This is a genomic window from Dolichospermum sp. FACHB-1091, assembly GCF_014697585.1.
Lineage (GTDB): Bacteria > Cyanobacteriota > Cyanobacteriia > Cyanobacteriales > Nostocaceae > Dolichospermum.
In genome coordinates this window covers 176,114-200,222 of record NZ_JACJSB010000003.1, presented here as the reverse complement: position 1 = coordinate 200,222, position 24,109 = coordinate 176,114, and the positions used below count along the sequence as shown (strand labels likewise).

Sequence of the window (24,109 nt, the reverse complement as noted above, 5' to 3'; positions counted from 1 at the left end):
TTACCTATTTTGTAAGACCAACTGCCATTCTTGTCTTTGAGGTTGCCATTGGGGGGAGGAAGTTTCCCCGACAACACAGGGTCCCCAATATTGCCGAGAACCATCTTGGGCAAAAGCTACTAAAATGTCGCCTTTCTCCAGTCTTAAATTAGCTTGAGGCAAGGATAAAACTAATCCTCTCTCACTTCCTTCTTCTGGTGCAAAATCCCAATGAGCGGGAGGAGTAGATTTGATTTTATTAGCATTGGCACTTTTTTGAGATAATTGTCTGGCTAATAATACCAGACGTATGGGTTGAGTTGTTTTGTTGCTGACGCGCAGCAATCCTGGTACTTTAGTTGTAGTATCTGAATTAACCTGATCAGACAAAACGGTAGACTCTCTTTTTTGGCTACTTGATTCTACTGGTTGACTTGGTATACTATTAATTTCAAAATCAGTCACTCTAGGCAATGTGTTAGGGGTGACTGTTGATGCTGTTTCTGGATTTGTAGACTCAAAAGATATGCTGATATTTAACCATGCTGCTATTATTCCAATTAGTCCCAATGCCGCAAAAGTAATCATCAAGTTACGATACTGATACATGGAATTTTTCATAGTCGGATACATTTAGAAATAAAATTTTTGGTAGGCTAAATCCAATGGTTATTACTGATCCCCAATGGGAAGTAAAAGGGTTTACTTAGATTATCTAAAGTAGATTATCAAATTTCACAGCATCAAAACTAGTTTTTCTCACCCTGTTTTCTGTTCTTTGCTACCATGCAAAATACTCGTCTCAACAACCTGTTAGACACCATAACTAGAAGCCTAAGTCAATGGTTTCTTAATCCTTGGCGACGGTTATCATTGATACTAATTAGTTTTCTGTTTGGCTTTTTTTTGGGATCAGCAGTATCAACAACCGCTGGACAAAAGGCAGAATTAGACATCGTGGTAGCTGCATTTTTAGTGATACTTACTGAAATATTCAGTAGAATATTTTACAGTCGCTCCTGGTTGGCGCGGGCAGCACTTTGGGTAGAAACACTCAACTATCTGAAAGTTGGTTTTATCTACAGCCTATTTCTAGAAGCTTTGAAACTGGGTTCTTAATTTTATGAGTAGTGAATGGCTAAGTAAAATTTTGACAACGGATACGTCTTGGCAACTATTAGCACAAGCCGCCGCCCTGGCAGATCCTTTGAGAGCTAAGGTATTTAATATCACTGCTGATAATGTAGCCCCAGTTATGCAAAGGAGAGGGGACTTATTAAAGTTAGTTTTCCCTGATTTTAGTCAGTTTTGTGAAACTACTTTAAAAACTGAACCCCAAAAAATGTTAGAGGTACTATGGGATTTGTGGCTACCTTTGAGTATCAAAATTGCAGACCAGCGTCAACAGTTAGGTAAACCTTTTATCCAAGGTATTTTAGGTTCACAGGGAACAGGTAAAACTACCATGTCTAAAATACTGGGTTTGATTCTCCAGCATTTGGGATACCAGACTTTAAGTTTGTCTTTGGATGACTTGTACAAAACTTATAATGATCGCTTGGCTTTAATACAACAGGATTCTCGTTTGCTTTGGCGCGGACCGCCTGGAACCCACGATATTCACCTAGCTTTAAGTGTACTCGATCAAGTTGCTCAAGGCAAGGGTCTTGTCATGATTCCTAGATTTGATAAATCTGCTTATGGGGGCGCTGGCGATCGCACTACTCCTGAGTTTATCACAAATCCTGTAGATATTGTTCTCTTTGAAGGTTGGTTTGTGGGTGTACAACCAATTAATCCCAGAGCGTTTTTAACAGCACCACCACCTATTATTACAGATGCAGATAGACAATTTGCTGCTGATATGAATGCTCAACTTAAAGATTATTTACCACTTTGGGAAAGATTGAATAGTTTAATAGTCCTTTATCCTACAGATTATCGTTATTCTTTAGTATGGCGAAAACAAGCGGAAAAACAAATGATTGCTACTGGTAAATCAGGAATGAATGAATTACAAATAGAGGAATTTGTGAATTATTTTTGGCGTTCTTTACACCCCGAATTATTTATTAATCCTTTAGTGAAATCATCCTCTGTTGATTTAGTAATTGAAATTAATGCTGATCATAGTTTTGGAAAAGTTACATCCCCGACTTTTTGAAATGAACCACTCCAGGTACAGAGATCACAGAGGTAGTGAGAAAGGAGATATTTACATCTCTTTTATGAGCGATATACTGGTACGTACTTGAATGGATAAATTTTAGCCCCCTCCTCCCTTGCGGGGAAGGGGTTGGGGGTGGGGTTCTGGTATTACTTCCCTTTTTGCAGTATTTCTACTAAATCATAAAAAGGTTGCCAATTATCATTTTCAGTGATTTGTTCCCAAACTGACTCAATTACAGGTCTTAATAATGCTGTTTTTGGATTAGTTTCGGTTAAATTTTTCCCAATTTTATCCATTTGTTCAAGATCAAAATGATTCAGGATTTTATGATAGAGAAAACACCAATTATCAAAGATTACTGATTGTCCCAACGGGGGGATAATTTCTGAACCATTCATTACTAAAGCTGGATCATCTCTCCATTTACTAGAAAAGGTATTAGCTATATCAGCAAAGAATTGATGATAACCAACTTGACTATCATGTAAAAAGGTAATAGTTAATCGCAAAAATTCATCAGCTTCCTCTAATTGTAAATCTGCAAAACCCAATTTCCTCAACATCAAAGCTCGATATTCGGTTTGATAATATTCACCGAATTTAGATAAACTAATATCTAAATCATTTTGGGGAATTATCGCTTTTAAGGGTTCTTGCAAAAGTTCTAAATTCAGTTTGCAAATTCCCGGTTGTTGACTGTAACAATAACGTCTATAATAATCGAAATATGCCGCTGTAAATTGCAGATCATAGGTAGGAATAAAAGCATAGGGTCCATAATCAAAACTTTCCCCGGTAATTGACATATTATCAGTATTCAGCACTGCATGACAAAAACCCGCTGCCATCCATTGGGCTACTAATTTTGCAACTCGTTGCACTAATTCGGCGTAAAATAAAGCATATTTATCATCTTCAGCCTGTAAATGAGGGTAATATTGCTCAATGACATGATCTAAAAGCTTTTGAGTTAAATCAGGTCGTTGGAAATAGTTTAATCGCTCAAAAGTCCCAAATCGAATATGTGATTTACTCATACGTATCATCACAGAGGAACGAGTCGGTGAGGGTTCATCACCACGCCATAGTTGTAAACCTGTTTCAATCATACTTAAACAGCGAGAAGTACCCACACCTAAACGATGAAGTGCTTCAGCTGCGAGAACTTCCCGCACTCCCCCCTTTAGTGTTAGCATACCGTCACCACCGCGCGAGTAGGGGGTTCTCCCAGAGCCTTTTGTACCAAAATCGTATAATTCTCCGTCAATACCCCGTACTTGTCCATAAAGAAAGCCTCTACCGTCACCTAATTGGGGGTTATATTGTCCAAATTGATAACCGTGATAACGCAGGGCTAATAGGGGTTCTCTGTACTCAAATTTACCAAATGCACTAATAAAATCCTCGTCTTTTACGGATTTGGGATCAAGTCCTAACCGGGGTAATAGTTCGTCATTACGCCAACGGAGAGTATGTTGAGGAAATTCTTCTGCTACAACTTGATCGTAATATTCATCACCAAGAGATTCTAGGGCTGGTTCATAGTTGAGGGTCAGCAAAGGATTGGTAGAATAGGTATGATTGGGAGTTTCATCCAGAGTCATTATAATTAGGCTTAATTGATATTTCTTTAATAATAGACAAAAAAGGTCTACCATTGGCTGATAAACCTACCCTGAAATTCATTTTAGCGCCAATAAGTAAAGTTTACTAGAGTAAACTGGGGATTTTTAGTCATCTTCAGATGACTTTGGCTATGAGAATGGGAATTTATTCCCAGGCGGTCTTCAAAAAATCCAGGCTTTAAGGATTACAATATTCACATAAACTAGGATCAGCAAATTCTTGATTGTTGGGAAATAATTTTTGTTGGGTAAAACTGCATTTTTGACATTTAAAAATTACTGCTTTAATTGATGAAGTTGGCTGATGACAAAGTTCACAAGGTAGTCCGGGTATTTTCTGATTAATAATAAAACCAGGAGTATTACATCGGGGACATAAACTATTAATTTTATTAATTAGGTCTTGAGTAGTAAGGGCGATATTTTTCATCCTGGTAGGATTATACATTGCTCTCATATCTGTTTCTATATTAAATTTACCCTTTGTGTTTTTTATGGCAATTTCTACTGAATTGATCAAGTTTTCTTGGCTGGTAATACCTTTAATAAATTCTGTTTTTCCTGTGGATATATTATCAAATGAAACTACTAAACCATGTTCAGGAAAACCTACTTTTTTTCCAAATTCTTCAGCTTCTTCTAAACTAGAGATAGTTTGATGATTAAAGTTAGTTTCTGTGGAAAATACTTCACCAATAATTTCTAAATTATTTTCTTTATCCAAAAAAATAATTATTTCTCGGTTAGCATAAATATAGGGAATTAGGGGATGAGGTGTAAAACTTCCTTCACTAGCTATCGCTATTTTTTGATCATACATTTCTAAGGCTTTTTTAGCTTTTAACCTAGCAGTAATAACTTGTGTATCTGGACGTTTAATTTCTCTGGTGAAAGTCCCAAAAACATCTGTATTTAACCCTTCAGTAACTATCACATTCATTCCTAAATGTTCTTTCAATAAAGGAGAAATTACTTTTTCTTTATTGTGCATTGTCGCTAAAATAGCCCCGCGATTATTATAAATTGACATAATTTATTTCTCCATAATTATCTATAAATGACCGACTTTTTGAGGTATTATAATTCTGATCTCCAGTGGGGATTTGTCAAACTGGTGAAAATATGATCTTCCCATTTCCCATTAATCATTAAATAATCCCTAGCATATCCTTCGACTACAAAACCGAGTCTTTTAAGAACATTACCACTGCGGCGATTATGCGGCATATAATTAGCCATAATGCGGTGGAAATTTAATTCTTCAAAAACATAATTAATAGCAATAGAGAGCGCTTCTTTCATGTAACCATAACCTTGTGCTGATTCTGCTAAACTGTATCCTAACTGACAAAACTGAGCAGCATTATAAACAAAGTTGTTAAAATTAGCAGTTCCAATTACAATTCTTGGCTGATGTTGTAAATAAATAAAAAGTTTTAATGAATAGTTATTGACAAATTCCCAAAAACTGGTTTCTACTTGATATTGCCAATATTCTTCAGTAAAAAAATGTTTATCCCATTTAGGATAAAATGGCGTAAGATGTTCTTTATTTTCCGTAAAATATTTGAGTATATAGGGAATATCCTCTATCACGGCCATTCTTAATAATAGGCGATCGCTCCTCAAAATTGGTGGCTCTGATGTCATATACTCAAATGTAAATATTTTAAGAACAGCTATACTAATGAAAAATTAAACCACAAGACTACAAAAAGGATCATTACAGTGGAAATACGCTACAATTGGCAACCAACAGAGATTTTAACAATATATAACACCCCATTTCTAGAGCTAATTTACCAAGCCGCTACAGTGCATCGTCAATATCATAAACCAGAACAAATACAAGTTTGTAAGCTTATCTCTATTAAAACTGGTGCTTGTCCAGAAGATTGTGGTTACTGCGCTCAATCTTCCCGCTACAAAACCGAGGTAAAACCTGAAGCACTGCTACAAAAAGCAACAGTGATGAATATTGCGAAAACAGCCAAAGAAAGCGGTGTTAGTCGGGTTTGTATGGGCGCTGCTTGGAGAGAAGTCCGGGATAATTCCCAATTTGAGGAAGTCCTGGATATGGTCAAGGACGTAACCAGCATGGGTTTAGAAGTATGCTGTACCTTGGGAATGTTGACAGAAAACCAAGCCAAGCGTTTAGAAGATGCGGGATTATATGCTTATAACCATAATCTTGACACTTCAGAGGAATACTACAGCACTGTAATTACTACTCGAACTTATAGCGATCGCTTAAATACAATTGCCAATGTTCGCCAAACTAATGTTACCGTATGTTCGGGCGGTATTCTCGGTTTAGGGGAAAATATTAGCGATCGAGTCGGAATGTTACATACTCTCTCCAGTTTACAACCTCACCCCGAATCTGTACCCATCAATATTCTTTCCCAAGTTCCCGGTACACCCTTAGAAAATCAACCCGATGTCCCAATTTGGGATGTAGTGCGGATGATTGCGACTGCTAGAATTATTATGCCTCAATCTGACGTGCGGTTAAGTGCGGGTAGAGCAAGACTTTCCCAAGTAGAACAGGCTTTATGCTTCATGGCTGGTGCAAATTCCATCTTTTCCAGCGATGATCATAAAATGTTGACTGTAACCACTCCCTGTCCCGATTATGACGCAGATAAGGAAATGTTGAATTTACTTGGTTTAGAAATGCGTCCCCCATTTCAAAAGCAGGAAAAAACACCAACTCCAGCGATGATATAACAAAAGTAGGTTGGGTTAAGCGACAGCGCAACCCAACCAATTGACCTAAATTATCTTCTATTTCATTTAGAAAAATTGATATAATCAAAAATAGCCATAAGTCACAGCAAATTTTTAAGCGTTAAATAATATGGATATTGAAAAACTGAAAATACAAATCGAAGAACAGAGAAACTTATTAAACACCGATAGACTTGATGTTTCTTTCGGAGAAATAATGCGTATGTATGAAGATAAAGAAATTGTTATTAAACCTGCATTTCAAAGATATTTTCGTTGGGATGAAGAACAGAGAACACGCTTTATTGAATCTATACTTTTAGGTATTCCCATTCCTCCAATATTTGTAGCCGAAGATGGAGATGGAGTATGGGAATTAGTTGATGGACTACAAAGAATTTCTACTGTACTTTCGTTTTTTGGAGTTTTGAAAAGTGAAGATGAAGGTATTAGAAATAGAAATAATTGGGAGTTGATGAAAGGTGAAAGAGTAGAATCTTTAGAAGGATTCACTTATGAAACCATACCAAATCAATTTCGACTAAACATAAAAAGATCAACTTGCAGAGTTGAAATTCTGAGATGGAATAGTAAATATGATATGCGCTTTGAACTGTTCAATAGATTGAATACTGGTGGTTCTCCGTTGACTACTCAGGAAATTAGAAATTGTATTTACAGGGATATTTCACCTAAGTTTAATGATTTTCTTAAAGAACTTGCAGCTAATCAAGATTTTCGGACATTAATCGCTTTAAGTAATGAGCAATATGAGCAATTATATGATGAAGAATTGGTTTTGAGATTTATTTCTCTTTACAACAATCTCAAAGAAGTCCGCACCAGTATTTCACAACACATGACTAAATTTATGAAAGATGCTTTAGAAAATGAAAGTTTTGATTATGACGGATACAAAAAAATATTTACTCAAGTATTTGCATTGCTTAAACCTTTAGGAACAAAGATTTTTCGTCAGGATGACGGCAATTTTGCCACTGCGCTTTATGATGTTATTACAATTGGTGTGGCAGAAAACTATGATTATTACAAATCTCAACCATCAGAAGTGATCTTAAATAAAATAGATAAGGAAGTACGTAAAGATACAATTTTAATCAAGTTGTCTAGAAGAGGAGGAAATAATCAAAAAGACAGAATTATCAATCGTCTGACAGAAGCAAAGAGAATATTTGGAAACATCAATAAATAATGACTAATCAGATTACTCTTTTAGAACAAGAAATAATGTCAGACATTGAAGAAAGAAGAGAATTAATGTCACGGTTAAGATTGCTGTATGTCAGATACGGATTTTCGCAAAGAGATGAAGAATTATTTCTTTACCATTCAATCCCAATAATTTATTCTATTTGGGAAGGTTTTATTCAAACTGCTTTTAAAATATATGTTCAAGAGTTAAATAAATTAGAACTTACTATTGATAAAGTTTGTGATTCAATAATAATATATCATATTGAATATACATTTCCCCAATTTAAACAATATCCAAGTCCAAATAACTTTCAGGACAAAGTAAAGTTTTTCAATAAGTTGGGTATGTTTTATAAAACTAATCCACTGATAATAACAGAAAATGTAAGCACAGAAAGCAATGTAGGTTTTAAAGTCTTAAATAGAATATTATCTAATTTTAATTTGGATAAAATTCTAGACTATCCAGAACCTGGATCTGCATATTCCTTAACAGAAGAACTCGATAAATTCCTCCTCAAGATTAGAAATAAAGTTGCTCATGGAGAACCTGGTTCTATAGTAGTAAAGAGAGAAGATTTAGAAAGAGCAATTAAGCTGGTTGATAAACTTATGGATTTAGTGTTTGAGAGAATTAAAACTGGGTTTATAGAAAAGTCCTATCTCAAATAGTAAATATCTGAAATTATGTTCGCCCAATCACTTACGATATAGTTCATCATTGTACTTCCTTTTCCCAATTACCAATTACCCATTACCCATTACCAGCCTCAACAGATACGATCAGTATGCAACTGGACATGATATAATAGCAACATTTATTTCTAAAATACTATGCAACCTAAGCATCCTTGGTTACAAAAATGTATACAAAAGCTGGAAGAACTACCCCAGATAGAGACAACAATAATTATAGAACCTTTTTTAGAAAACACTCTCGCGGATGGACTTTTAACTATATATACGCCTCACAACAAAATCCACCAATATATAGTTGAAATTAAAGTTCCTATTACTTTAGATACAGTTGATGCAAATATTAATTATATCCATCATCTGCAAGAAAAACTAAGCCATGATAAGAGAACACTGCTCATTACAAATGCACTTTCTGACGCAGTTATGGATTCCTTGCTAGAAAACAATATTGAATTTATTGACACCACAGGTAATATTTACCTTAACAATTCATCACTATATATTTTAGTTAGAAGTAGTTCAACACAAAGGAAAAAATCTAAAATTACTACCAGCACACTAAAAGTTGCTTATCCTATACTTCAAGACCCATATATTTTACAATATCCTACTTTAGAAATGATAGTAAACGTTGCAGGTGTTGACTCTAAAACTGTAAAACGCAGTCTCGAAACTTTGTATCAACTGAATTATTTACAGCGTCAACGAAATGGAACATATAGAATTGAAAATTACACAAAGCTTTTAGAAAGATGGGAAATGGGATATATAGAAAATTTGCGTCCAGAACTTTTAATAGGGACATTTAGCACCAGAGAAAATATAGATTTTAACGATATATCGAAACAAATACTAGAAATAGCCCGAAATCAAAAAATTATAATTGGGGGAGAATTAGGTGCTGCAATTATCACAGGTTATTTAAAACCTATCAGCATGACTATTCATATTCCTGAAGAATATAATTATCGGACGATAACAACCATGTTACGTCTCAAACCAGATCCCAAGGGAAATATTATCATTTTGAAGCAATTTGGTAATAAAAATCAAGCTAAATATGACTCATTTGAACCTGTAGCAGATCCTTTACTTATTCATGCAGAATTGTGTTTATATCCAGATGAAAGACTAAAAGAAACAGCTAAACGTCTCTATGAAAAATATATTATTACAAGACAAGAAATAGCGGAAATGGTATAAACATGAAAAACTCATATCCTCAAATTGACTTAGAAACTAAAAAATTTCTTACCGATTTTAAATCTATTATTGATTCTTTAGAAGTTCCTATGCTGTTGATAGGCGCTCAAGCAAGAATATTAATCTTTGATAGTCAATATCAAGTTCAAGGTCGTGCAACAAAAGATTGGGATGTAGCAGTAAAATTAGATAATTGGGAGAGATATAATCTACTGATTAGTATAATGACGACTGGACAAAATCCCCTTTTTAAGAAAACTAGAGTCATTCACAAGTTTATTCATATTGAAACAGAACTGGAAGTTGATGTTATTCCTTTTGGTGATATAAGTAAACCAAATCAGGAAATTAACTGGCCTGATGGTAATCAAATGAATATTTTGGGTTTAGAGGAAGCGTTTGTAAATACAGAAATTATAACAATTGAAAAGTTAGAAATTCGGGTAGCTGATATTGACGCTTTTATAGCTTTGAAATTATTAGCTTGGAATAATAGAAGAGAAAATAAAGATTTAAAAGATATTATCACAGTATTACTGAAATCTCCTAATGAAGAAGATGAACAGCGCGTTTATGATGAATTTATTGATGAAATTATAGAAGGAAGATTTGAAGTAGACGAAGCGGCTATTATTTTTATAGGTAGAAATATCTAAAATAAATTTAAAAGTGAAACTATTAACAAAATCAAACAAATTGTCGAGATAATTTTGGGACAAGACACATATATTTCCCAATGTATGCCTAAAATTTTAGATATTGAAGAATGGGATGAAACTTTTGATAAAATAGTGAAACGGTTTGAATCACTTCAATATGGATTAACTAAGGAGTTGTGAATGCTAATAAATAATTAAATATTTAGTTTATAGACTAAACCCACATAAGGTGGGTTTAATTAACGTTTAATTATAGCCCACATTCCGCACCCTTAACTGTAACAATTATTGGTTATTATTCTGAATCTGTTCACTTTGAGGTAATATATAAGTTAAATCTCCAATAGCTTATTTGCTTGGTAATTTTGGGTGTTCTTGGGAGTATTTACTGACTAGGTTGGATACTTCCGGGTTATAAAGTCGCAGGTAATTCCAGTAATTACCGAATACTTGACGGACATAATTCTTGGTTTCATCAAAGGGAATTTCTTCCACAAATTCATCAGGATCTCTTTTGGGTATGGTTTGCAACCATTTAGCCACGTTACCCGGTCCTGCATTATAACTAGCGATCGCTAACATGGAATTATTGTTATACTGTCGGTGAGTATAATCTAAATACCAAGTCCCCAACATAATATTATCATTGGCATTTTCCAAATTGATTTTTTTGATATCTGCATTCATTTGTGGGGCTATCCACGCTGCTGTACTGGGCATAACTTGCATTAACCCTGTTGCACCCACAGGGGATTTAATTTTTGTCTGAAACCGAGACTCTTGCCGCATCAAAGCTGTTACTAACAGTGGATTAAGTTGACGGGAAATAGACCATTTTTCAATTTCCTGAAAATAAGGAAAGGGATAACGGGCTTGCCAGTAGATGCTTTTTTGGCTTAAAGCTTGATATTCGGCTTTTTCGGCGGGTTTTTCCCGGTCTTCTAATTTGGCAATTTTCTCAATCCCAGCCAGGTACTCACCCTTTGTTAATTTCATCAACCCTTCTGTAAATTCTTCAGCGACACTAGGCTGATTTTTACTCTGAAACTCCGTTTCCCATTGTAACCAAGCATCACGGTCTTGTCCTAATAAATACAATTCTTTAAAGGTTTCAGAACCCGCAGGTGGTACAGGACGTTGAAATGGTATAATTGTCGGGTTCATCAAGCGCAAGCTGTCAAAATTACCTACATTTAAACCCAAAATACTCGCAGAACGCCAGGCATAATAAGAGTAAGGAAATTCACTAATCACAGACTTATAAGCTGTGACAGCTTCCTCTTGCTTACCTAATATCGTCGCCCATTTACCTACCCAAAATCCGGCTCTGGGTGCTAAAATACTACTCTTGTTATTAATGGTAATTGGTTGCGCCCATTCCCATGCCCCTAAATAGTCATTGTTTTTTGCCTTGGTTTGGGCTGTTTTCCAACGAAATTCTGCCGCTTCATCACTGTTACTATATTTACCTATTAATAATTTATATGTGCTATCAGCCGATTCATGATCTTTCAAAGTTGTTAATAATGTGGCTTTTTTGACCAATGCTTGCGGCGCTATTTCAGGAAAATTACTAATAATTTCGTCAAGATAGGTAATAGATTCTTGACCTTTGCTAATGTCTGATAATCTTAATAGAGCTATACCTGTTTCTGTCGCAGTGGGGAATTTTTGCAGCAGTTGTTGATAAACCGTAACGGCTTGATCTTGCTGTTTATTTAATTGTAATCCCCTAGCAATGCGGTAGAGGCTGGTGGCCGTTTTCGGGGCTTGAATATAAGCATCTTTAGCTTTCGTGAATTGATTATTATTCCAGTAAACTGAACCAATTAGTTCCCAGTCTCCTGGTTTGAGTTGGCTTTGTTTGACTAATTGATCTAATACACCCACAATTCCCGGCTCGTCAGCGGCGTATTTAGCTAGGATTAATTGTAAGTTCGGCTGATTTGAGTTATCTTTTAAGCTTTTGCGGATAATTTCCCAAGTCAGAGGATGGGAGGGAAATTGTGCGATCGCTTGATTATATAATTTTGGTTGGGCGATCGCATATATGGCTTTGACTACGGCCGCTTCCTTGCTATATTCCTTTACTACCTTTTGGCGCAAATCTGAAGCTTTCCTATCTTCACCTAAAATATCATGAGCTTGGGCTTGTTTAAGTAAAATATAAGGAGCTAAAACAGGATAGTCTTTTTCTAATCCTACCAATAAACTCAGCGCTTTTTTTCCTTGGGAGGTTCCCACGTAATCACAGGCCAATAGATAACGAGCCCGTTCCCGATCTGGTGAACTACCTTTTTCAGCAATTTCCTGGAGTTTTGTTAATCTTTCTGGTACAGATTCAGACAACAGAGAAAATACAACTGACTTAACTTTATTAGCCTCAGATAACCCTTCTGGCTTACTCTGACTCAAGTTCAACCATTGACTTAGGGTTTTGCCAGCTTGGGGGGCTGACACCATTGCCCCAGCCAAAAAGGCACATAGTCCAGCACCAGCAAGCAGATAAATTTGTCTTTTTTGTAGTTTCTTTAACATTGATACTCGCTGTTTGCCTTGTGTCTCCAAAAGTTGGCGATTAATCTCTTTGCAACTCTAACATTAGGGTAACACCCATGACCAACTTTTACAGCTATAGTGGCAGACTTTCCACTAATTTAGAGCAATTCTTTGGTCTCAACAGGGAATAGGGAATAATCAGTTACCTTTTAAATATCCCCTAATTCGCCCCCCCACACCGGACAAATGGCAATAAATCCTCTAAAATCACCTCATGATAATGTTCTTGGGGGTAATGTCCCACATTATTAAGTTTGATAATTTCACCATTTGCTACAGATTTAACCAAGTTTTCCGCTATATCTACAGATAACCAAGGATCTATCATCCCCCATTGTACTAAAATCGGTTTTTGCCATTCTTTTAACCCATTTTCTATTTCTATCATCGCTTTTTCTAATTGTAAATTGCGAATTGTCCCTAGGAGACTTCTCCCAGACGCAGAACTTTTCAAAAATGGTTTTCTATAAACATCTAAATCTTGATCCTCAATGCGGTAACAACTACCACTTTCTAAGGTTCTATCCACTAATAAGGGGTCCTGGGTGATTATATCCCCAGCTAAAGGTAAACCCATTTGTTTGATTTTCCAAGGGATTTTCACCGACGTAGAAATCGGTGTATTTAAAATGGCTATATTAGCAATTTTATCAGCATGACGTAAGGCGTATTGTAACCCAACTGAACCTAAAAATCCTTGGACAACTAAGGAAAATCTCTCTAATTTTAGAGCTTCAACAAATCCTGCTAGTGCTTTGATAAATTCATCTGGAGTATAAGCAAAATCCTCCTTCTCTGGTTTACCTGAAAATCCGCAACCAATCCAGTCAGGAGCGATCGCTCTAGTTCCCTGTGCTGCTAAACTAGGAATAATATTCCTCCAACTATAACTTTGAGAAACTAACCCATGTAACAATAACACGGGAATTAAGTCCGTTCTACCCATCGGTTCAGCTTCCCGATAAAACCATTCTAAAGAATCTACTGTAATTTTATGTTCTTGAATTGACACTTTATTTTCCTATGTGGGAATTGAACAGTACCGCACAGATAGCACAGAACTTTCCTATCATCCTACTAGGTAATAGGCAACCAAATTTCACAAGACAAAAAAATAATTTTAAATATTTTTCGCATTTTATGAGTTAAGAGTATTGACTGGCGGCTGGGAATTTGCTATACTAAATCCTGACAAGGAAGAACCATCTCGCCATAAAATCACCGAAAATACCATCTTCACAAATTCTTATCCCTATTAATAAAACTCTTGTGGGGTGGGCATCTTGCCCGCCTATCTCTACTTTACTCAAATCATACAGGGGTTTCCGCTCTTATGAGGTACATCTTAAGCCCCCTCCTCGCACCCCCCTCAATCCCCCCGCTGCGGGGGGAAGAAAAGGATAAACTTTTGATATGGGAGGGGGTTGGGGGTGGGGTTCTTGTACCTCATAACATCGGGAAGTGCTGTATATACTGTAAGTTCAAATAATTTTCAATTTTTTTCGCATTTTATGAGTTAAGAGTATTGACTTGCGGCTGGGAATTTGCTATACTGAATCCTGATAAGGAAGAACTATCTCGCCATAAAATCACCGAAAATACCATCTTCACAAATTCCTATCCCTATTAATAATCAAACTCTTGTGGGGTGGGCATCTTGCCCGCCTATTCTACCTTACCCAAATCATATACACTGTAATTTCAAATAATTTTCAATTTTTTTCGCATTTTATGAGTTAAGAGTATTGACTCGTGGCTAGGAATTTGCTATACTAGATTCCGATAAGGAAGAACTATCTCGCCATAAAAAATATCCTAAACCCCAATTCCCCGTCCCTCTTCTCGCCATAATTGATTTAACCTAGTAGCCGGCATAGTTAAATATAGAACATCACCAGGGGCCAAAATAGTTTCCAATAAATCCCAGCCTTGGACAGTTTCGTGATTGATTTCCACATATAAAGGCACAAAATCCGCAGACTTAGCTACATCCTTTACCCACTCATCACAAAAAGGGTGTATAGGTGTAATCACAGTCGCAAAAGCTACCCATAAACTATCGGCGATCATACCATTACCAATAATCCTACCACCAATAGCCGCAGCAGCAAAAGCAGGAGCGGCTAATTCAGCGGGACTGAGTACAGCTTCAAAGTCAAATACCTGTTGCGCTATACCCGCGAAATCAGGATCAGCATAGTTGACAATTACAGGAATATTTGGCGCTAAAGCCTTCGCTTTGAGAGCAATTTCCAAATTCGTGGCATCATCACTAGTAACGGCTAAGACTGAGGTAGCAGTATTTATGTTACTCCTTTGTAAAGTAGCACGAAAACTAGCATCAGCCAGGATCACAGGAATACTCATGTCTCTTGCAGTAGTTACAAATCTGTTATTAGCGTCTGTTTCAATTACTACTACTTCATGGCCACTCAGATGGAGTTGTTGAACAATTTTAATACCAATACCACTTAACCCACAAACAATATAATGATTACGTTCAGGAATTCTGGCTGCGTCTAAAAATTGCTTTAAACGACTACCCAGAATAAAATCTGTTAGCATAGCATACCAAATCCCAATCACCGCCGCCCCAATGAGCATAATCACAACGGTAAATAATTTAATACTATCCGGTGCATTTTCTACCACTTTATCATTACCACCGGCTCCCGTAATCATGCCTACAGCAAAATATAAGGCATCTATAAAGGAGATACTATGTTTAGTGGAAATATAAGTAAATGTAGATAGTAGAATAATTACTAATAGTGCAATGGCCATACCAGTAACAGATTGGGCGTGCTTTTGAAATTCCCTGATATTGGCAAATATTTTGACCAGTTTTCTGATTAGTGATTTACGCGGTTGACGAATGCGCGGTTGTGTGCCGATAATTAAGCGATCGCCTACTCTTAATTGTTGTTCTGATAAAACCGCAGAAACTAAATTCATTTTTCCCTGCACAGGTACATAATAAATTAGCATCCGTGTAGGATCTTCCCATAAATCACTCAGTTTTTTACCTTTCCAAGGATGATTTTCGTGAATATATTCCTCCTGAATTGGCCAAGTTTGCTGGAGTAATTTAATTTGTCCAATAGCTTTATTTCCCAAAGCTGCAAAGGTAAATACTGGTGCTGCTAAACCAACAACACTCATACTTAAATGGTTTGACAAGGTTTGATCTAAACGCTCACCTAAATTTGTATTATAAAAACGATTAATAATCCGAATTTGCGGGTTTAGAACTCTTGCTTGCATCATAATTGACAAATTCAGCGCATCCTCAGTAGTTGTAATTACTAGAGTATGTGCTTCTTTAATTCCTGCTGCTTGCAGGGTAGAAGCTGCTTGTAACTCACCAACAATCACATTAGCAGCGGTTTCTCCAGAAACGGGTTGGTGGTGAATACCGACAACTATAGCGCCCTGTTGTCTCAGTAATCGCAAAATCTTATATCCAGTAAGTCCTAAGCCACAAACAATAATTCGAGGTTTCATAAAACAGCAGCATAAAGCATAATAATTTGTATAAAGGGCTATCAGTTATTCAATACCTATGCCAATTGTCCGAAAATAGGTCTCAAACCCAATAAAATCCTTACCCTATAAGCGTTCCAGGCTGTTGGCGAAGGTATTAAGTTATTAGAAATAATTCATATATAGGAATAATATTTGATTTATGAAAAGATACGGTTGGTGCGTCAGATATTACAAATCTGTTTATTGATAGAATTTATGCAGTAGTAAAGCACCCTACAATACCTAATTTTTTTCAAAAATCAAATACGAGTTCTATAGTTAGGAAACAGAGAACAGGGAAGAGGATTGAATGTTTTTTCCTGTATAGTTTTCTAGGTAGGGCTGGCTGATGATTAATTATTTCCTATTCTTGCTCAATTTGCCCCACAATAACTGTAACTGCTTATACACCAGCGACTTTAACTTCTTTGTCGCCCCCTCAATACAATTCCTCCAAACAGCAACAAAACTCCCAACCAAATCAAAGGTTGTGCTAACCTAATTCTTGTACCTTCCTGACTACCATTTTGTTCAGGTTGAGGAGTATCTACAGCCTTTCCTGTGGCCACAGTCACCGCAAACTTTAACTCAAAAGGTTGAAAACTTCCCCCATTGACAGATTTACCACTCAATTGCAACTGATAAGCCCCTGGTTTAGGAAAAATAAATTCTGTTCCTGGTATGCCTTGATACCGTTCAGCCTGAATGGGTTTTAATAGAGGTTCAATTAATGCCGGTTCTCCTGTGACATGAGGTTCAGCATAAACAGCTAATTGACAATGACAATCTTTTAAAGGAATTACCTGACCACCTTTACGGGTCAGGAGAAACCAAGCTTGAGTAACTTCTCCAGCGCGGGGATTATCATTAGGTTCTAAGTGGACAGTACCACCTACGTCTGCTGATATTTTTACTGTATGGGCTAAAACTTGAGTATTTTCAGCTACTATTAAACTAGATAAAACTAATAATAATAGATACTTAATTTTGATTTGGTGATAAGTAAAAATAGTCAAGATATTTAATCTAGCGCGATTTCTTGGGAGGAACATAAAACTTTTCTAACCCTAAATATATCCAAAAATATCGAGAACGTACCAATAAAACACCAAAGGTAATTATCCCCAACAAAATGACGGTTAATTGGTTTTGGAAGTAATGAGAACCCATTAAAACTGTATGAATAGCACTTAATAATAAAGCTGGTACACTAAAAAGATGAATTTGCCGCCAATATTTACCTAGTGACTTTTGCATAAAATCAAAACTTGTACAAGCAGCAGGAGTTATTAATACTAATGCTACAGCCCCAGCGCCCATTCCCCATTGAAATTCTAACGGTAAAAACCAAAAAGCGCTGAAATTCCAGTTTAGGGAGTGTTGAAGATGATGAATACTATGTACCCCAGATAGCACAAAAGCCCCAACTCCCAAAGCCCGACGGTAACGCAGTGGTGCAGACCAAAAACTATTGACAGGCCGAGCAATCAAGGACAGAATTAAACAGATTAGGGCAGCGTGGCCGCTATAGTCTGTCATGGTGTCTCCTGTCCGCAGTAAGGTAATAACACCAATAATCAAAGTTACCCACCCACCCAACTGGAATAATTGACTACGGCGATCTTTACTAATTAATGCCGTAGAAACACCTACACCTACCATGATGGGTAGTGTACCAATCCCAAAAGCTAACATTGTCGCTGCACCTTGCCACAAATTCCCTGTAGCCGCTGCTTTGATTTGGGCTGCGTATAAAAAACCACAGGGCATTAATCCCCATGTCATGCCCAAAAGTCCTGGTGTCCACCAATGAGTTTGTGAAGATAACTTCATCATGCCCGCACTGAGGCGGCTGTGTAAGTTACCTTTTAATATAGGGTGTAACAGGGGAATATGGGGTAAAAAGTCTGGTTTAATTTGTCCTAAACCAAACCAAATCAGCATCATACCGGCAATTATGGCTATCCAGCGCCGCAAGTCGCTGCCAATTCCCGCTAGTTGTCCACCTTCTACTAAGACTGAACCTAGTGAGCCAATGCCAGCGCCGACTAAAGTATAACTCAACATTCGCCCCAAGTTCAGTAAAGTATGAAATTTTAATTGTTGTTGCCAACTCGGATTTTCTTGCTGCTTGGAAAGGGAAAAGGCAACTGTTAACGGTCCGCACATTCCAAAGCAATGTCCAAAACTGCCCAAAAGACCTAGCAGGATTATAAGTGACAAGTCTAGCATATTAATTAAATTATGGAAACTGGAAAAGTATTCTATTTTTCATCTCTTACCATGGTGTCCATGTCAAAAGACAAGTTGTCAAACTTGCTATGGCCACGCTAGAACAATATCCCCGATTAGTGTAGGGTGGGCAATATCTAACCTACGTATATTTTACAGGATAATCCAAATATTACGTTAAAATTTAACAAATAAGAGAAAAATTATTTTCCAGTGTTTCCAATTTTTCCAGTTTTCCTTAACTTATGTTTTTGATTTGCTCTTACGGGGGTTTGAGGATTTAATTGTGGATTAGTAGTTGTTTTAGTAGTTGTAGTTGCTTGGGGTGTATACTAGGTGTAGAATCAGCAGCAAAAGCATTCTGAGACATTGCACCTAAAGTTAAGAAACTGATTAAACCTAGACTGAAAATTACTTTAGTTGTAGTTTTCATTGTTCTATCTTTCCTGATGTTAATTTTGTGCAAGATTGTTTTCTTGCCTATGTTTAACGATAGGAAGTAAAAGTAAAGAAGTTGGAAAGATTTTTAAATATTTTAAAAAATCCAGAAAGATAGCTATACACCAGTATTCAATCCCTGGATAATTAGTAACTTAATATACAGTAATATAATGAAATGAGGTACAAACATAAAGAATTAAACCCTTTGAGTGCGGGCATTTTGCACTATGACAATAATAATCACCGTTGCATGAGTGCCTCTTGCCTTGTGCTATATACTAAAAAAAGACCCCCGGTTGTAGACCGAGGGATTCTGCAAGTCGGAATTATCGCACAAAGACATTCGCGTACCTAACATAGCAAAGCAACAACTCAAAAAAATGCCAAAATGCCAAAACTTGAAATATCAGTATTTTTGGGATTCCATATTTTAAGTTTGATTAAAAATGTTTATTTTTTGCCAATAATCTTCTGCTTGAAGAGATAAGTAGGTGAACGGAAAAAAACCGACATAAGTAACGAAAAGTAAAGTAGCCCAAAACCTGTTACCAGTTAAGAGTTGCCTTGTCATAACGACAATTTTTAACGCCAACCTACTTAGTCTTACTGAATGGTGTTTTCCCAGGTAATGGAACTTAGACAAAACATAACATAAATATGACTTAGGCACTAGTTACAGAATAACAAACCACTTCAGGTACACAGATAAGAGAGAAATAAGGGTTTGAGAGGTATTCTGTGTAAGTTGTAATAAAAACAAAAAAGAGTATAATGGATATCTCCAAAAATGAGGTATTAACCCTGACCACACAGGGCTTTTATGTTCTTTTTACCAGATATCTATTGCAGATTGCTTTGGATGTGCCAGTAGAACTCACAAAAGTGTCATCATGAAATTTGATCTGATAGTAGGGAAGGGATTTTAAATGTCCAATAAATATCTACCACCATTCACATATTTATGAATAACCAAATGAATAACCAGCCCAAAATAATTGTCCTGGATGATGATCCCACCGGTTCCCAAACCGTCCACAGTTGTTTACTATTGATGCGTTGGGACGTGGAAACCCTGCGTTTGGGATTAAAAGATGATGCCCCTATTTTCTTTATTTTAACCAATACTCGTTCCCTCACCCCAGAAGCGGCCGCATCTGTCACCAGAGAAGTTTGTCATAATCTCAAACTTGCATTAGCAGCGGAAAAAATTGTCGATTTTCTCATAGTTAGTCGTTCTGACTCCACTTTGCGGGGACATTATCCCATAGAAACCGATGTGATTGCCGAAGAACTAGGCCCATTTGATGCTCATTTTCTCGTCCCGGCATTTTTTGAAGGTGGAAGAATTACCCGTGACAGTATTCATTATTTAATTATTGATGGTGTTCCCACTCCCGTACATGAAACAGAATTTGCCCGTGATTCGGTTTTCGGTTATAATTATAGCTACCTTCCTAAGTATGTAGAAGAAAAAACCAAAGGACGAATAAAGGAAGATACTATTACCAGATTTTTACTTACAGATATTCGTGGTGGTAGTTTGGAACGCTTGTTACAACTTGAGAACAATGTGTGTGGTGTCGTGGACGGGGAAAATCAGGAAGACCTCAACACCTTTGCTGTTGATGTATTAACGGCCGCAAGTCAGGGAAAACGATTTTTATTCCGTTCTGCTGCTAGTATTTTAACAGCTTTGGCAGCCTTACCCCCCCAACCCATTGCCGCTGAAAATATGGCAGAATATGTGCGCGGTGGTAAACCCGGTGCAATTATTGTCGGTTCTCACGTTAAAAAGACAACTCAACAGTTAGAATCGTTATTACAAGTCGAAGGAACAGTAGGCATAGAAGTTAATGTTAGCAGATTGCTTGATCATGGGGTGGGGGAATCTGCTAAACTGCTAACAGAGATTCTAGAAAATGTCAACGTAGTACATAATGCTGGTAAAACTCCAGTAGTTTACACTAGCCGGCAGGAATTGACTTTTAAAGATGTTAAAACTAGGTTAGATTTTGGCAGCACGGTTTCGGCTTTACTCATGGATATTGTTCGAGCTTTACCATCTGATATAGGATTCCTCATCAGTAAGGGGGGTATTACTTCTAATGATGTCTTGAGTACGGGACTGGCTTTAACTTCGGCTAGATTACTTGGTCAAATTTTGGCAGGTTGTTCAGTGGTAATTACACCATCGGATCATACTTTGTTCCCTAATTTACCAGTAGTTTTGTTTCCCGGTAATGTTGGTAATGCTGATGCTTTGGGGACGGTTTATCAAAGATTGGTATGTGAATTGACAATTATCAATTGACAATTATCAATTTTAAATCTCAATGTTGGTATATTTTGGTTAGTATTGCATGACTTCTGATTCTGCTAAACCTAATGAAATGAACTCTGAAGTTCCTACTTCAGAGTCAATTGATCATGAGGTTGATCAAGGGGTAAATAATTCTAATTCTGGCGAGATACATACAGATTTTGCTAAACCTAATGAAATGAACTCTGAAGTTCCTGCTTCAGAGTCAATTGATCATGAGGTTGATCAAGGGGTAAATAATTCTAATTCTGGCGAGATACATAGAGATTTTGCTGATCAGGCAGAATCTAGTTCTATACTCCAGAATGCTGAGTCGAAATCTGTTGTTGCCTATTTTCAAGGTAATTCTGCTACTGAGAATATGGCTACACCACACAGGCTATCACAATCTAATATTCCTAATTTTATGGAATCTGGTTCTATTTTGTCTGATTTAACAGATGAGGACTTAAATTATCAGCTACAGAAAGCAGATCAAAATATTCAAGTTCAGTTGAAAACTCAAGGAGAGCGTCTATTATTAATTTTGCCCAGTGAATCTCAAGTACCACCATCAGAATTTAGTTGGTGGGAGATTTGGCAACAAATGAAACAGCGTTTAAATGCAGGCGATCGCTTACGAAAGCCAAACACAGCTCTGCATCTGGTAGCTAAAGATAGGTTGTTAGATAACAGACAACTGCAGGATTTGGCAGAAACTTTAAACACATATCAAATACAACTAAAATCCGTAGCCACCAGTCGGAGACAAACGGCGATCGTTGCTTGCACCCTGGGTTACTCCGTAGAGCAAATCCAAATAGAAACACCCCTGAGTGCCGATTTTCAAACTACCCCTACCCCACTGGCAGATGCTCTTTATCTGCAAATGACAGTCAGATCAGGTGTGGAAATTCGTCATGCCGGTACAGTAATTATCCTGGGGGATGTCAATCCCAGTGGTATCATAATTGCAGATGGGGATATTCTAGTTTGGGGACGATTGCGGGGAGTTGCCCATGCTGGGGCTGGAGGTAATCAGGAATCTCTGATCATGGCTTTGCAAATGGAACCGACCCAATTGCGAATCGCTGATGCTGTCGCAAGAGCGCCAGAAAAATCCCTAACTAATTTCTTGCCCGAAGTTGCACATATTACAGATGAAGGAATTCGCATTGTTAAAGCCGCTGATTTTTCTCGCAGTCAATTAAATAGTCGGACGCGATTAATTACACAAAATCTGAGCTAAAATTATTACCTAGTCAAGAATCTGTATGTAATTAATTTCGTCAGGTGACTTAATTAAAATCAATCAAAAGCTCTAAATATTTTACTGTTTCTGAATTTTATACAGCATTATCATGAGTCGCATTATTGTCATTACCTCCGGTAAGGGAGGAGTGGGTAAAACCACAGTTTCAGCTAATTTGGGCATGGCCTTAGCCAAAATAGGCAAGCAAGTAGCCTTAATTGATGCGGATTTTGGTCTGAGAAATTTAGATTTACTACTAGGATTAGAAAATCGCATCGTTTATACAGCAGTGGAGGTCTTAGCTAGAGAATGTCGTTTAGAACAAGCCTTGGTTAAAGATAAGCGACAACCTAATTTGGTACTCCTCCCAGCGGCCCAACATCGTAATAAAGAAGCGGTGACACCTGATCAAATGAAATTATTGGTAAATGCACTGTCTCAAAAGTACGAGTATGTGATGATTGACTGCCCAGCAGGGATTGAAATGGGATTTAAAAATGCTACTGCTCCAGCAAAGGAGGCTCTTATTGTCACTACTCCCGAAATTTCCGCCGTTCGTGATGCTGATCGTGTAGTGGGATTACTTGAAGCACAAGGTGTGAAAAAGATTAACTTAATAGTTAACCGGATTAGACCGGCAATGGTACAAGCAAATGATATGATGTCTGTACAAGATGTTCAGGAACTTCTAGCTATCCCTATAATAGGAGTAATACCCGACGATGAGCGTGTGATTGTCTCTACCAACCGTGGCGAACCTTTAGTATTATCTGATACACCATCTTTGGCGGCCACAGCTTTTGAGAACATTGCTCGGAGATTGCAAGGGGAAACTGTGGAATTTCTTGAGCTTGACTCATCTAGTAAAAACATCTTTTCCCGCTTGAGAAAGATGTTTTGGTCAAAACTTGTTTAATTAACTTCCCTAACTTCCCAGTTTCTCGTGCCTTACACATACCAGCAATGATTCTTGAAATTTTAGAAAAACTTTTTGTTCGTAGTCCCGATAACAGTCGCAATGACGTTAAACGTCGTTTGCAATTTGTTATCTCCCATGACCGTGCTGACTTGAACCCCCAGACTTTGGAAAAAATGCGGCAGGAAATTCTGGAAATCGTTTGTCGCTATGTGGAAATAGAAACAGACGGTTTGGAGTTTTCCTTAGAAAGCAATCAACGAACAACGGCTTTAATCGCTAATTTACCAATCCGTCGGGTTAAGGAAACTCTCGATGAGACCCAGTTAGAAAACACTGATATTTTACTTTTATAGTTTGTCGTTTGTCTAGAAAATAGCCTTACTTGTGACAATACCTTGGCCAACATCCTGAAACCCTGTTAATCTGGTAAGAATTTTATTGGGTTTCAAACCTATTTTTGGAAAATTGGCTTATGTATTGTTGTGACGCGACTATGAAGTAATTGGCGTTGCTGATTAAGAGTATGATTTTATTTCACGCAGAGGCGCTCCATTCTCAAAGGGTAAGAGTTTCATTTTTTTGATTTTTCAATTTCATACCCC

The 24,109-nt window shown here is 37.0% G+C and carries 22 protein-coding genes; 11 read left to right on the top strand and 11 right to left on the bottom strand.

Going from position 1 to position 24,109, the window contains the following annotated elements:
* Nucleotides 1-588 carry a hypothetical protein gene (locus H6G25_RS03030; protein WP_347239142.1) on the bottom strand — a complete coding sequence of 196 codons (588 nt, stop codon included), beginning with the start codon at nucleotides 586-588 and terminating at the stop codon, nucleotides 1-3.
* Nucleotides 589-765: 177 nt separating this feature from the next.
* On the opposite strand from H6G25_RS03030, the gene H6G25_RS03025 reads away from it, so the two are divergent.
* Together H6G25_RS03025 and H6G25_RS03020 are read left to right on the top strand one after the other, a co-directional pair.
* Nucleotides 766-1,098, top strand: a complete 333-nt coding sequence (locus tag H6G25_RS03025) for a DUF565 domain-containing protein (protein ID WP_028090780.1) — start codon at nucleotides 766-768, stop codon at nucleotides 1,096-1,098.
* Nucleotides 1,099-1,102: 4 nt separating this feature from the next.
* Nucleotides 1,103-2,143 carry a glycerate kinase gene (locus tag H6G25_RS03020; RefSeq protein ID WP_190391197.1) on the top strand — a complete coding sequence of 347 codons (1,041 nt, stop codon included), beginning with the start codon at nucleotides 1,103-1,105 and terminating at the stop codon, nucleotides 2,141-2,143.
* A 152-nt stretch (nucleotides 2,144-2,295) separates the two neighbouring features.
* Here H6G25_RS03020 and H6G25_RS03015 read toward each other — a convergent pair whose 3' ends face one another.
* The 3 genes from H6G25_RS03015 to H6G25_RS03005 all read right to left on the bottom strand — a co-directional run bounded on the left by H6G25_RS03015 (nucleotide 2,296) and on the right by H6G25_RS03005 (nucleotide 5,424).
* Nucleotides 2,296-3,753 (bottom strand): YdiU family protein, encoded by a 1,458-nt coding sequence (locus H6G25_RS03015; RefSeq protein ID WP_190391196.1) that lies wholly within the window; start codon nucleotides 3,751-3,753, stop codon nucleotides 2,296-2,298.
* Nucleotides 3,754-3,952: 199 nt separating this feature from the next.
* A complete protein-coding gene (locus H6G25_RS03010) occupies nucleotides 3,953-4,804 on the bottom strand; it encodes a DUF6671 family protein (RefSeq protein WP_190391195.1) in 852 nt (283 codons plus the stop codon).
* Between the two features lie 47 nt (nucleotides 4,805-4,851).
* Complete coding sequence (locus H6G25_RS03005) at nucleotides 4,852-5,424, bottom strand: GNAT family N-acetyltransferase (RefSeq protein WP_190391194.1); 573 nt, start codon at nucleotides 5,422-5,424, stop codon at nucleotides 4,852-4,854.
* Between the two features lie 78 nt (nucleotides 5,425-5,502).
* Between H6G25_RS03005 and bioB the strand changes: the two genes are divergently transcribed.
* From bioB to H6G25_RS02980, 5 genes are all read left to right on the top strand, one after another.
* Nucleotides 5,503-6,504 (top strand): biotin synthase BioB, encoded by a 1,002-nt coding sequence (gene bioB / locus H6G25_RS03000; RefSeq protein ID WP_190391193.1) that lies wholly within the window; start codon nucleotides 5,503-5,505, stop codon nucleotides 6,502-6,504.
* Between the two features lie 130 nt (nucleotides 6,505-6,634).
* Nucleotides 6,635-7,717, top strand: a complete 1,083-nt coding sequence (locus tag H6G25_RS02995) for a DUF262 domain-containing protein (protein ID WP_190391192.1) — start codon at nucleotides 6,635-6,637, stop codon at nucleotides 7,715-7,717.
* Complete coding sequence (locus H6G25_RS02990) at nucleotides 7,717-8,391, top strand: MAE_28990/MAE_18760 family HEPN-like nuclease (protein WP_190391191.1); 675 nt, start codon at nucleotides 7,717-7,719, stop codon at nucleotides 8,389-8,391. The genes H6G25_RS02995 and H6G25_RS02990 overlap by 1 nt, the downstream gene beginning before the upstream one ends.
* 162 nt (nucleotides 8,392-8,553) lie before the next feature.
* Nucleotides 8,554-9,621, top strand: coding sequence for a type IV toxin-antitoxin system AbiEi family antitoxin (locus H6G25_RS02985; RefSeq protein WP_190391190.1), 1,068 nt, complete (start codon nucleotides 8,554-8,556; stop codon nucleotides 9,619-9,621).
* Between the two features lie 2 nt (nucleotides 9,622-9,623).
* Nucleotides 9,624-10,277 (top strand): hypothetical protein, encoded by a 654-nt coding sequence (locus tag H6G25_RS02980; RefSeq protein ID WP_242034869.1) that lies wholly within the window; start codon nucleotides 9,624-9,626, stop codon nucleotides 10,275-10,277.
* Between the two features lie 351 nt (nucleotides 10,278-10,628).
* Here H6G25_RS02980 and H6G25_RS02975 read toward each other — a convergent pair whose 3' ends face one another.
* From H6G25_RS02975 to H6G25_RS02945, 7 genes are all read right to left on the bottom strand, one after another.
* Nucleotides 10,629-12,818, bottom strand: a complete 2,190-nt coding sequence (locus tag H6G25_RS02975) for a transglycosylase SLT domain-containing protein (protein ID WP_190391189.1) — start codon at nucleotides 12,816-12,818, stop codon at nucleotides 10,629-10,631.
* 181 nt (nucleotides 12,819-12,999) lie between these two features.
* The gene (locus H6G25_RS02970; protein WP_190391188.1) at nucleotides 13,000-13,851 is read right to left on the bottom strand and encodes an alpha/beta fold hydrolase; all 852 of its coding nucleotides are present in this window, start codon (nucleotides 13,849-13,851) and stop codon (nucleotides 13,000-13,002) included.
* An 803-nt stretch (nucleotides 13,852-14,654) separates the two neighbouring features.
* Nucleotides 14,655-16,343, bottom strand: coding sequence for an NAD-binding protein (locus H6G25_RS02965; RefSeq protein ID WP_190391187.1), 1,689 nt, complete (start codon nucleotides 16,341-16,343; stop codon nucleotides 14,655-14,657).
* Between the two features lie 440 nt (nucleotides 16,344-16,783).
* A complete protein-coding gene (locus tag H6G25_RS02960) occupies nucleotides 16,784-17,416 on the bottom strand; it encodes a hypothetical protein (protein ID WP_190391186.1) in 633 nt (210 codons plus the stop codon).
* Nucleotides 17,391-18,596: a sulfite exporter TauE/SafE family protein gene (locus H6G25_RS02955; RefSeq protein ID WP_190391185.1), complete on the bottom strand. Its 1,206-nt coding sequence runs from the start codon at nucleotides 18,594-18,596 to the stop codon at nucleotides 17,391-17,393. Before H6G25_RS02955 ends, H6G25_RS02960 begins: the two co-directional genes overlap by 26 nt.
* 280 nt (nucleotides 18,597-18,876) lie before the next feature.
* A complete protein-coding gene (locus tag H6G25_RS02950; protein WP_190391184.1) occupies nucleotides 18,877-19,029 on the bottom strand; it encodes a hypothetical protein in 153 nt (50 codons plus the stop codon).
* A 438-nt stretch (nucleotides 19,030-19,467) separates the two neighbouring features.
* Nucleotides 19,468-19,608, bottom strand: coding sequence for a hypothetical protein (locus H6G25_RS02945; protein ID WP_190391183.1), 141 nt, complete (start codon nucleotides 19,606-19,608; stop codon nucleotides 19,468-19,470).
* Nucleotides 19,609-20,010: 402 nt separating this feature from the next.
* Here H6G25_RS02945 and H6G25_RS02940 point away from each other — a divergent pair, with 402 nt between their 5' ends.
* From H6G25_RS02940 to minE, 4 genes are all read left to right on the top strand, one after another.
* Nucleotides 20,011-21,348 (top strand): four-carbon acid sugar kinase family protein, encoded by a 1,338-nt coding sequence (locus H6G25_RS02940; RefSeq protein ID WP_190391247.1) that lies wholly within the window; start codon nucleotides 20,011-20,013, stop codon nucleotides 21,346-21,348.
* Nucleotides 21,349-21,505: 157 nt separating this feature from the next.
* Nucleotides 21,506-22,585, top strand: coding sequence for a septum site-determining protein MinC (minC, locus tag H6G25_RS02935; RefSeq protein ID WP_347239143.1), 1,080 nt, complete (start codon nucleotides 21,506-21,508; stop codon nucleotides 22,583-22,585).
* Nucleotides 22,586-22,697: 112 nt separating this feature from the next.
* Nucleotides 22,698-23,504 (top strand): septum site-determining protein MinD, encoded by an 807-nt coding sequence (gene minD / locus H6G25_RS02930; protein ID WP_190391181.1) that lies wholly within the window; start codon nucleotides 22,698-22,700, stop codon nucleotides 23,502-23,504.
* 47 nt (nucleotides 23,505-23,551) lie between these two features.
* Nucleotides 23,552-23,860, top strand: coding sequence for a cell division topological specificity factor MinE (gene minE / locus H6G25_RS02925; RefSeq protein WP_190391246.1), 309 nt, complete (start codon nucleotides 23,552-23,554; stop codon nucleotides 23,858-23,860).
* The last annotated feature ends 249 nt before the right edge of the window (nucleotides 23,861-24,109 follow it).

What these genes read in the sequence shown, in the direction of transcription:
- H6G25_RS02950 (WP_190391184.1), bottom strand. Translation starts at nt 19,029, where the DNA reads ATGAAAACTACAACTAAAGTAATTTTCAGTCTAGGTTTAATCAGTTTC.
- H6G25_RS03005 (WP_190391194.1), bottom strand. Translation starts at nt 5,424, where the DNA reads ATGACATCAGAGCCACCAATTTTGAGGAGCGATCGCCTATTATTAAGA.
- H6G25_RS03025 (WP_028090780.1), top strand. Translation starts at nt 766, where the DNA reads ATGCAAAATACTCGTCTCAACAACCTGTTAGACACCATAACTAGAAGC.
- H6G25_RS03030 (WP_347239142.1), bottom strand. Translation starts at nt 588, where the DNA reads ATGTATCAGTATCGTAACTTGATGATTACTTTTGCGGCATTGGGACTA.
- minE (WP_190391246.1), top strand. Translation starts at nt 23,552, where the DNA reads ATGATTCTTGAAATTTTAGAAAAACTTTTTGTTCGTAGTCCCGATAAC.
- H6G25_RS02985 (WP_190391190.1), top strand. Translation starts at nt 8,554, where the DNA reads ATGCAACCTAAGCATCCTTGGTTACAAAAATGTATACAAAAGCTGGAA.
- minD (WP_190391181.1), top strand. Translation starts at nt 22,698, where the DNA reads ATGAGTCGCATTATTGTCATTACCTCCGGTAAGGGAGGAGTGGGTAAA.
- H6G25_RS02955 (WP_190391185.1), bottom strand. Translation starts at nt 18,596, where the DNA reads ATGCTAGACTTGTCACTTATAATCCTGCTAGGTCTTTTGGGCAGTTTT.
- H6G25_RS02980 (WP_242034869.1), top strand. Translation starts at nt 9,624, where the DNA reads ATGAAAAACTCATATCCTCAAATTGACTTAGAAACTAAAAAATTTCTT.
- H6G25_RS02945 (WP_190391183.1), bottom strand. Translation starts at nt 19,608, where the DNA reads ATGACAAGGCAACTCTTAACTGGTAACAGGTTTTGGGCTACTTTACTT.
- H6G25_RS02990 (WP_190391191.1), top strand. Translation starts at nt 7,717, where the DNA reads ATGACTAATCAGATTACTCTTTTAGAACAAGAAATAATGTCAGACATT.
- H6G25_RS03010 (WP_190391195.1), bottom strand. Translation starts at nt 4,804, where the DNA reads ATGTCAATTTATAATAATCGCGGGGCTATTTTAGCGACAATGCACAAT.
- H6G25_RS02965 (WP_190391187.1), bottom strand. Translation starts at nt 16,343, where the DNA reads ATGAAACCTCGAATTATTGTTTGTGGCTTAGGACTTACTGGATATAAG.
- H6G25_RS03015 (WP_190391196.1), bottom strand. Translation starts at nt 3,753, where the DNA reads ATGACTCTGGATGAAACTCCCAATCATACCTATTCTACCAATCCTTTG.
- H6G25_RS02995 (WP_190391192.1), top strand. Translation starts at nt 6,635, where the DNA reads ATGGATATTGAAAAACTGAAAATACAAATCGAAGAACAGAGAAACTTA.
- H6G25_RS02940 (WP_190391247.1), top strand. Translation starts at nt 20,011, where the DNA reads ATGAATAACCAGCCCAAAATAATTGTCCTGGATGATGATCCCACCGGT.
- H6G25_RS03020 (WP_190391197.1), top strand. Translation starts at nt 1,103, where the DNA reads ATGAGTAGTGAATGGCTAAGTAAAATTTTGACAACGGATACGTCTTGG.
- H6G25_RS02960 (WP_190391186.1), bottom strand. Translation starts at nt 17,416, where the DNA reads ATGTTCCTCCCAAGAAATCGCGCTAGATTAAATATCTTGACTATTTTT.
- H6G25_RS02975 (WP_190391189.1), bottom strand. Translation starts at nt 12,818, where the DNA reads ATGTTAAAGAAACTACAAAAAAGACAAATTTATCTGCTTGCTGGTGCT.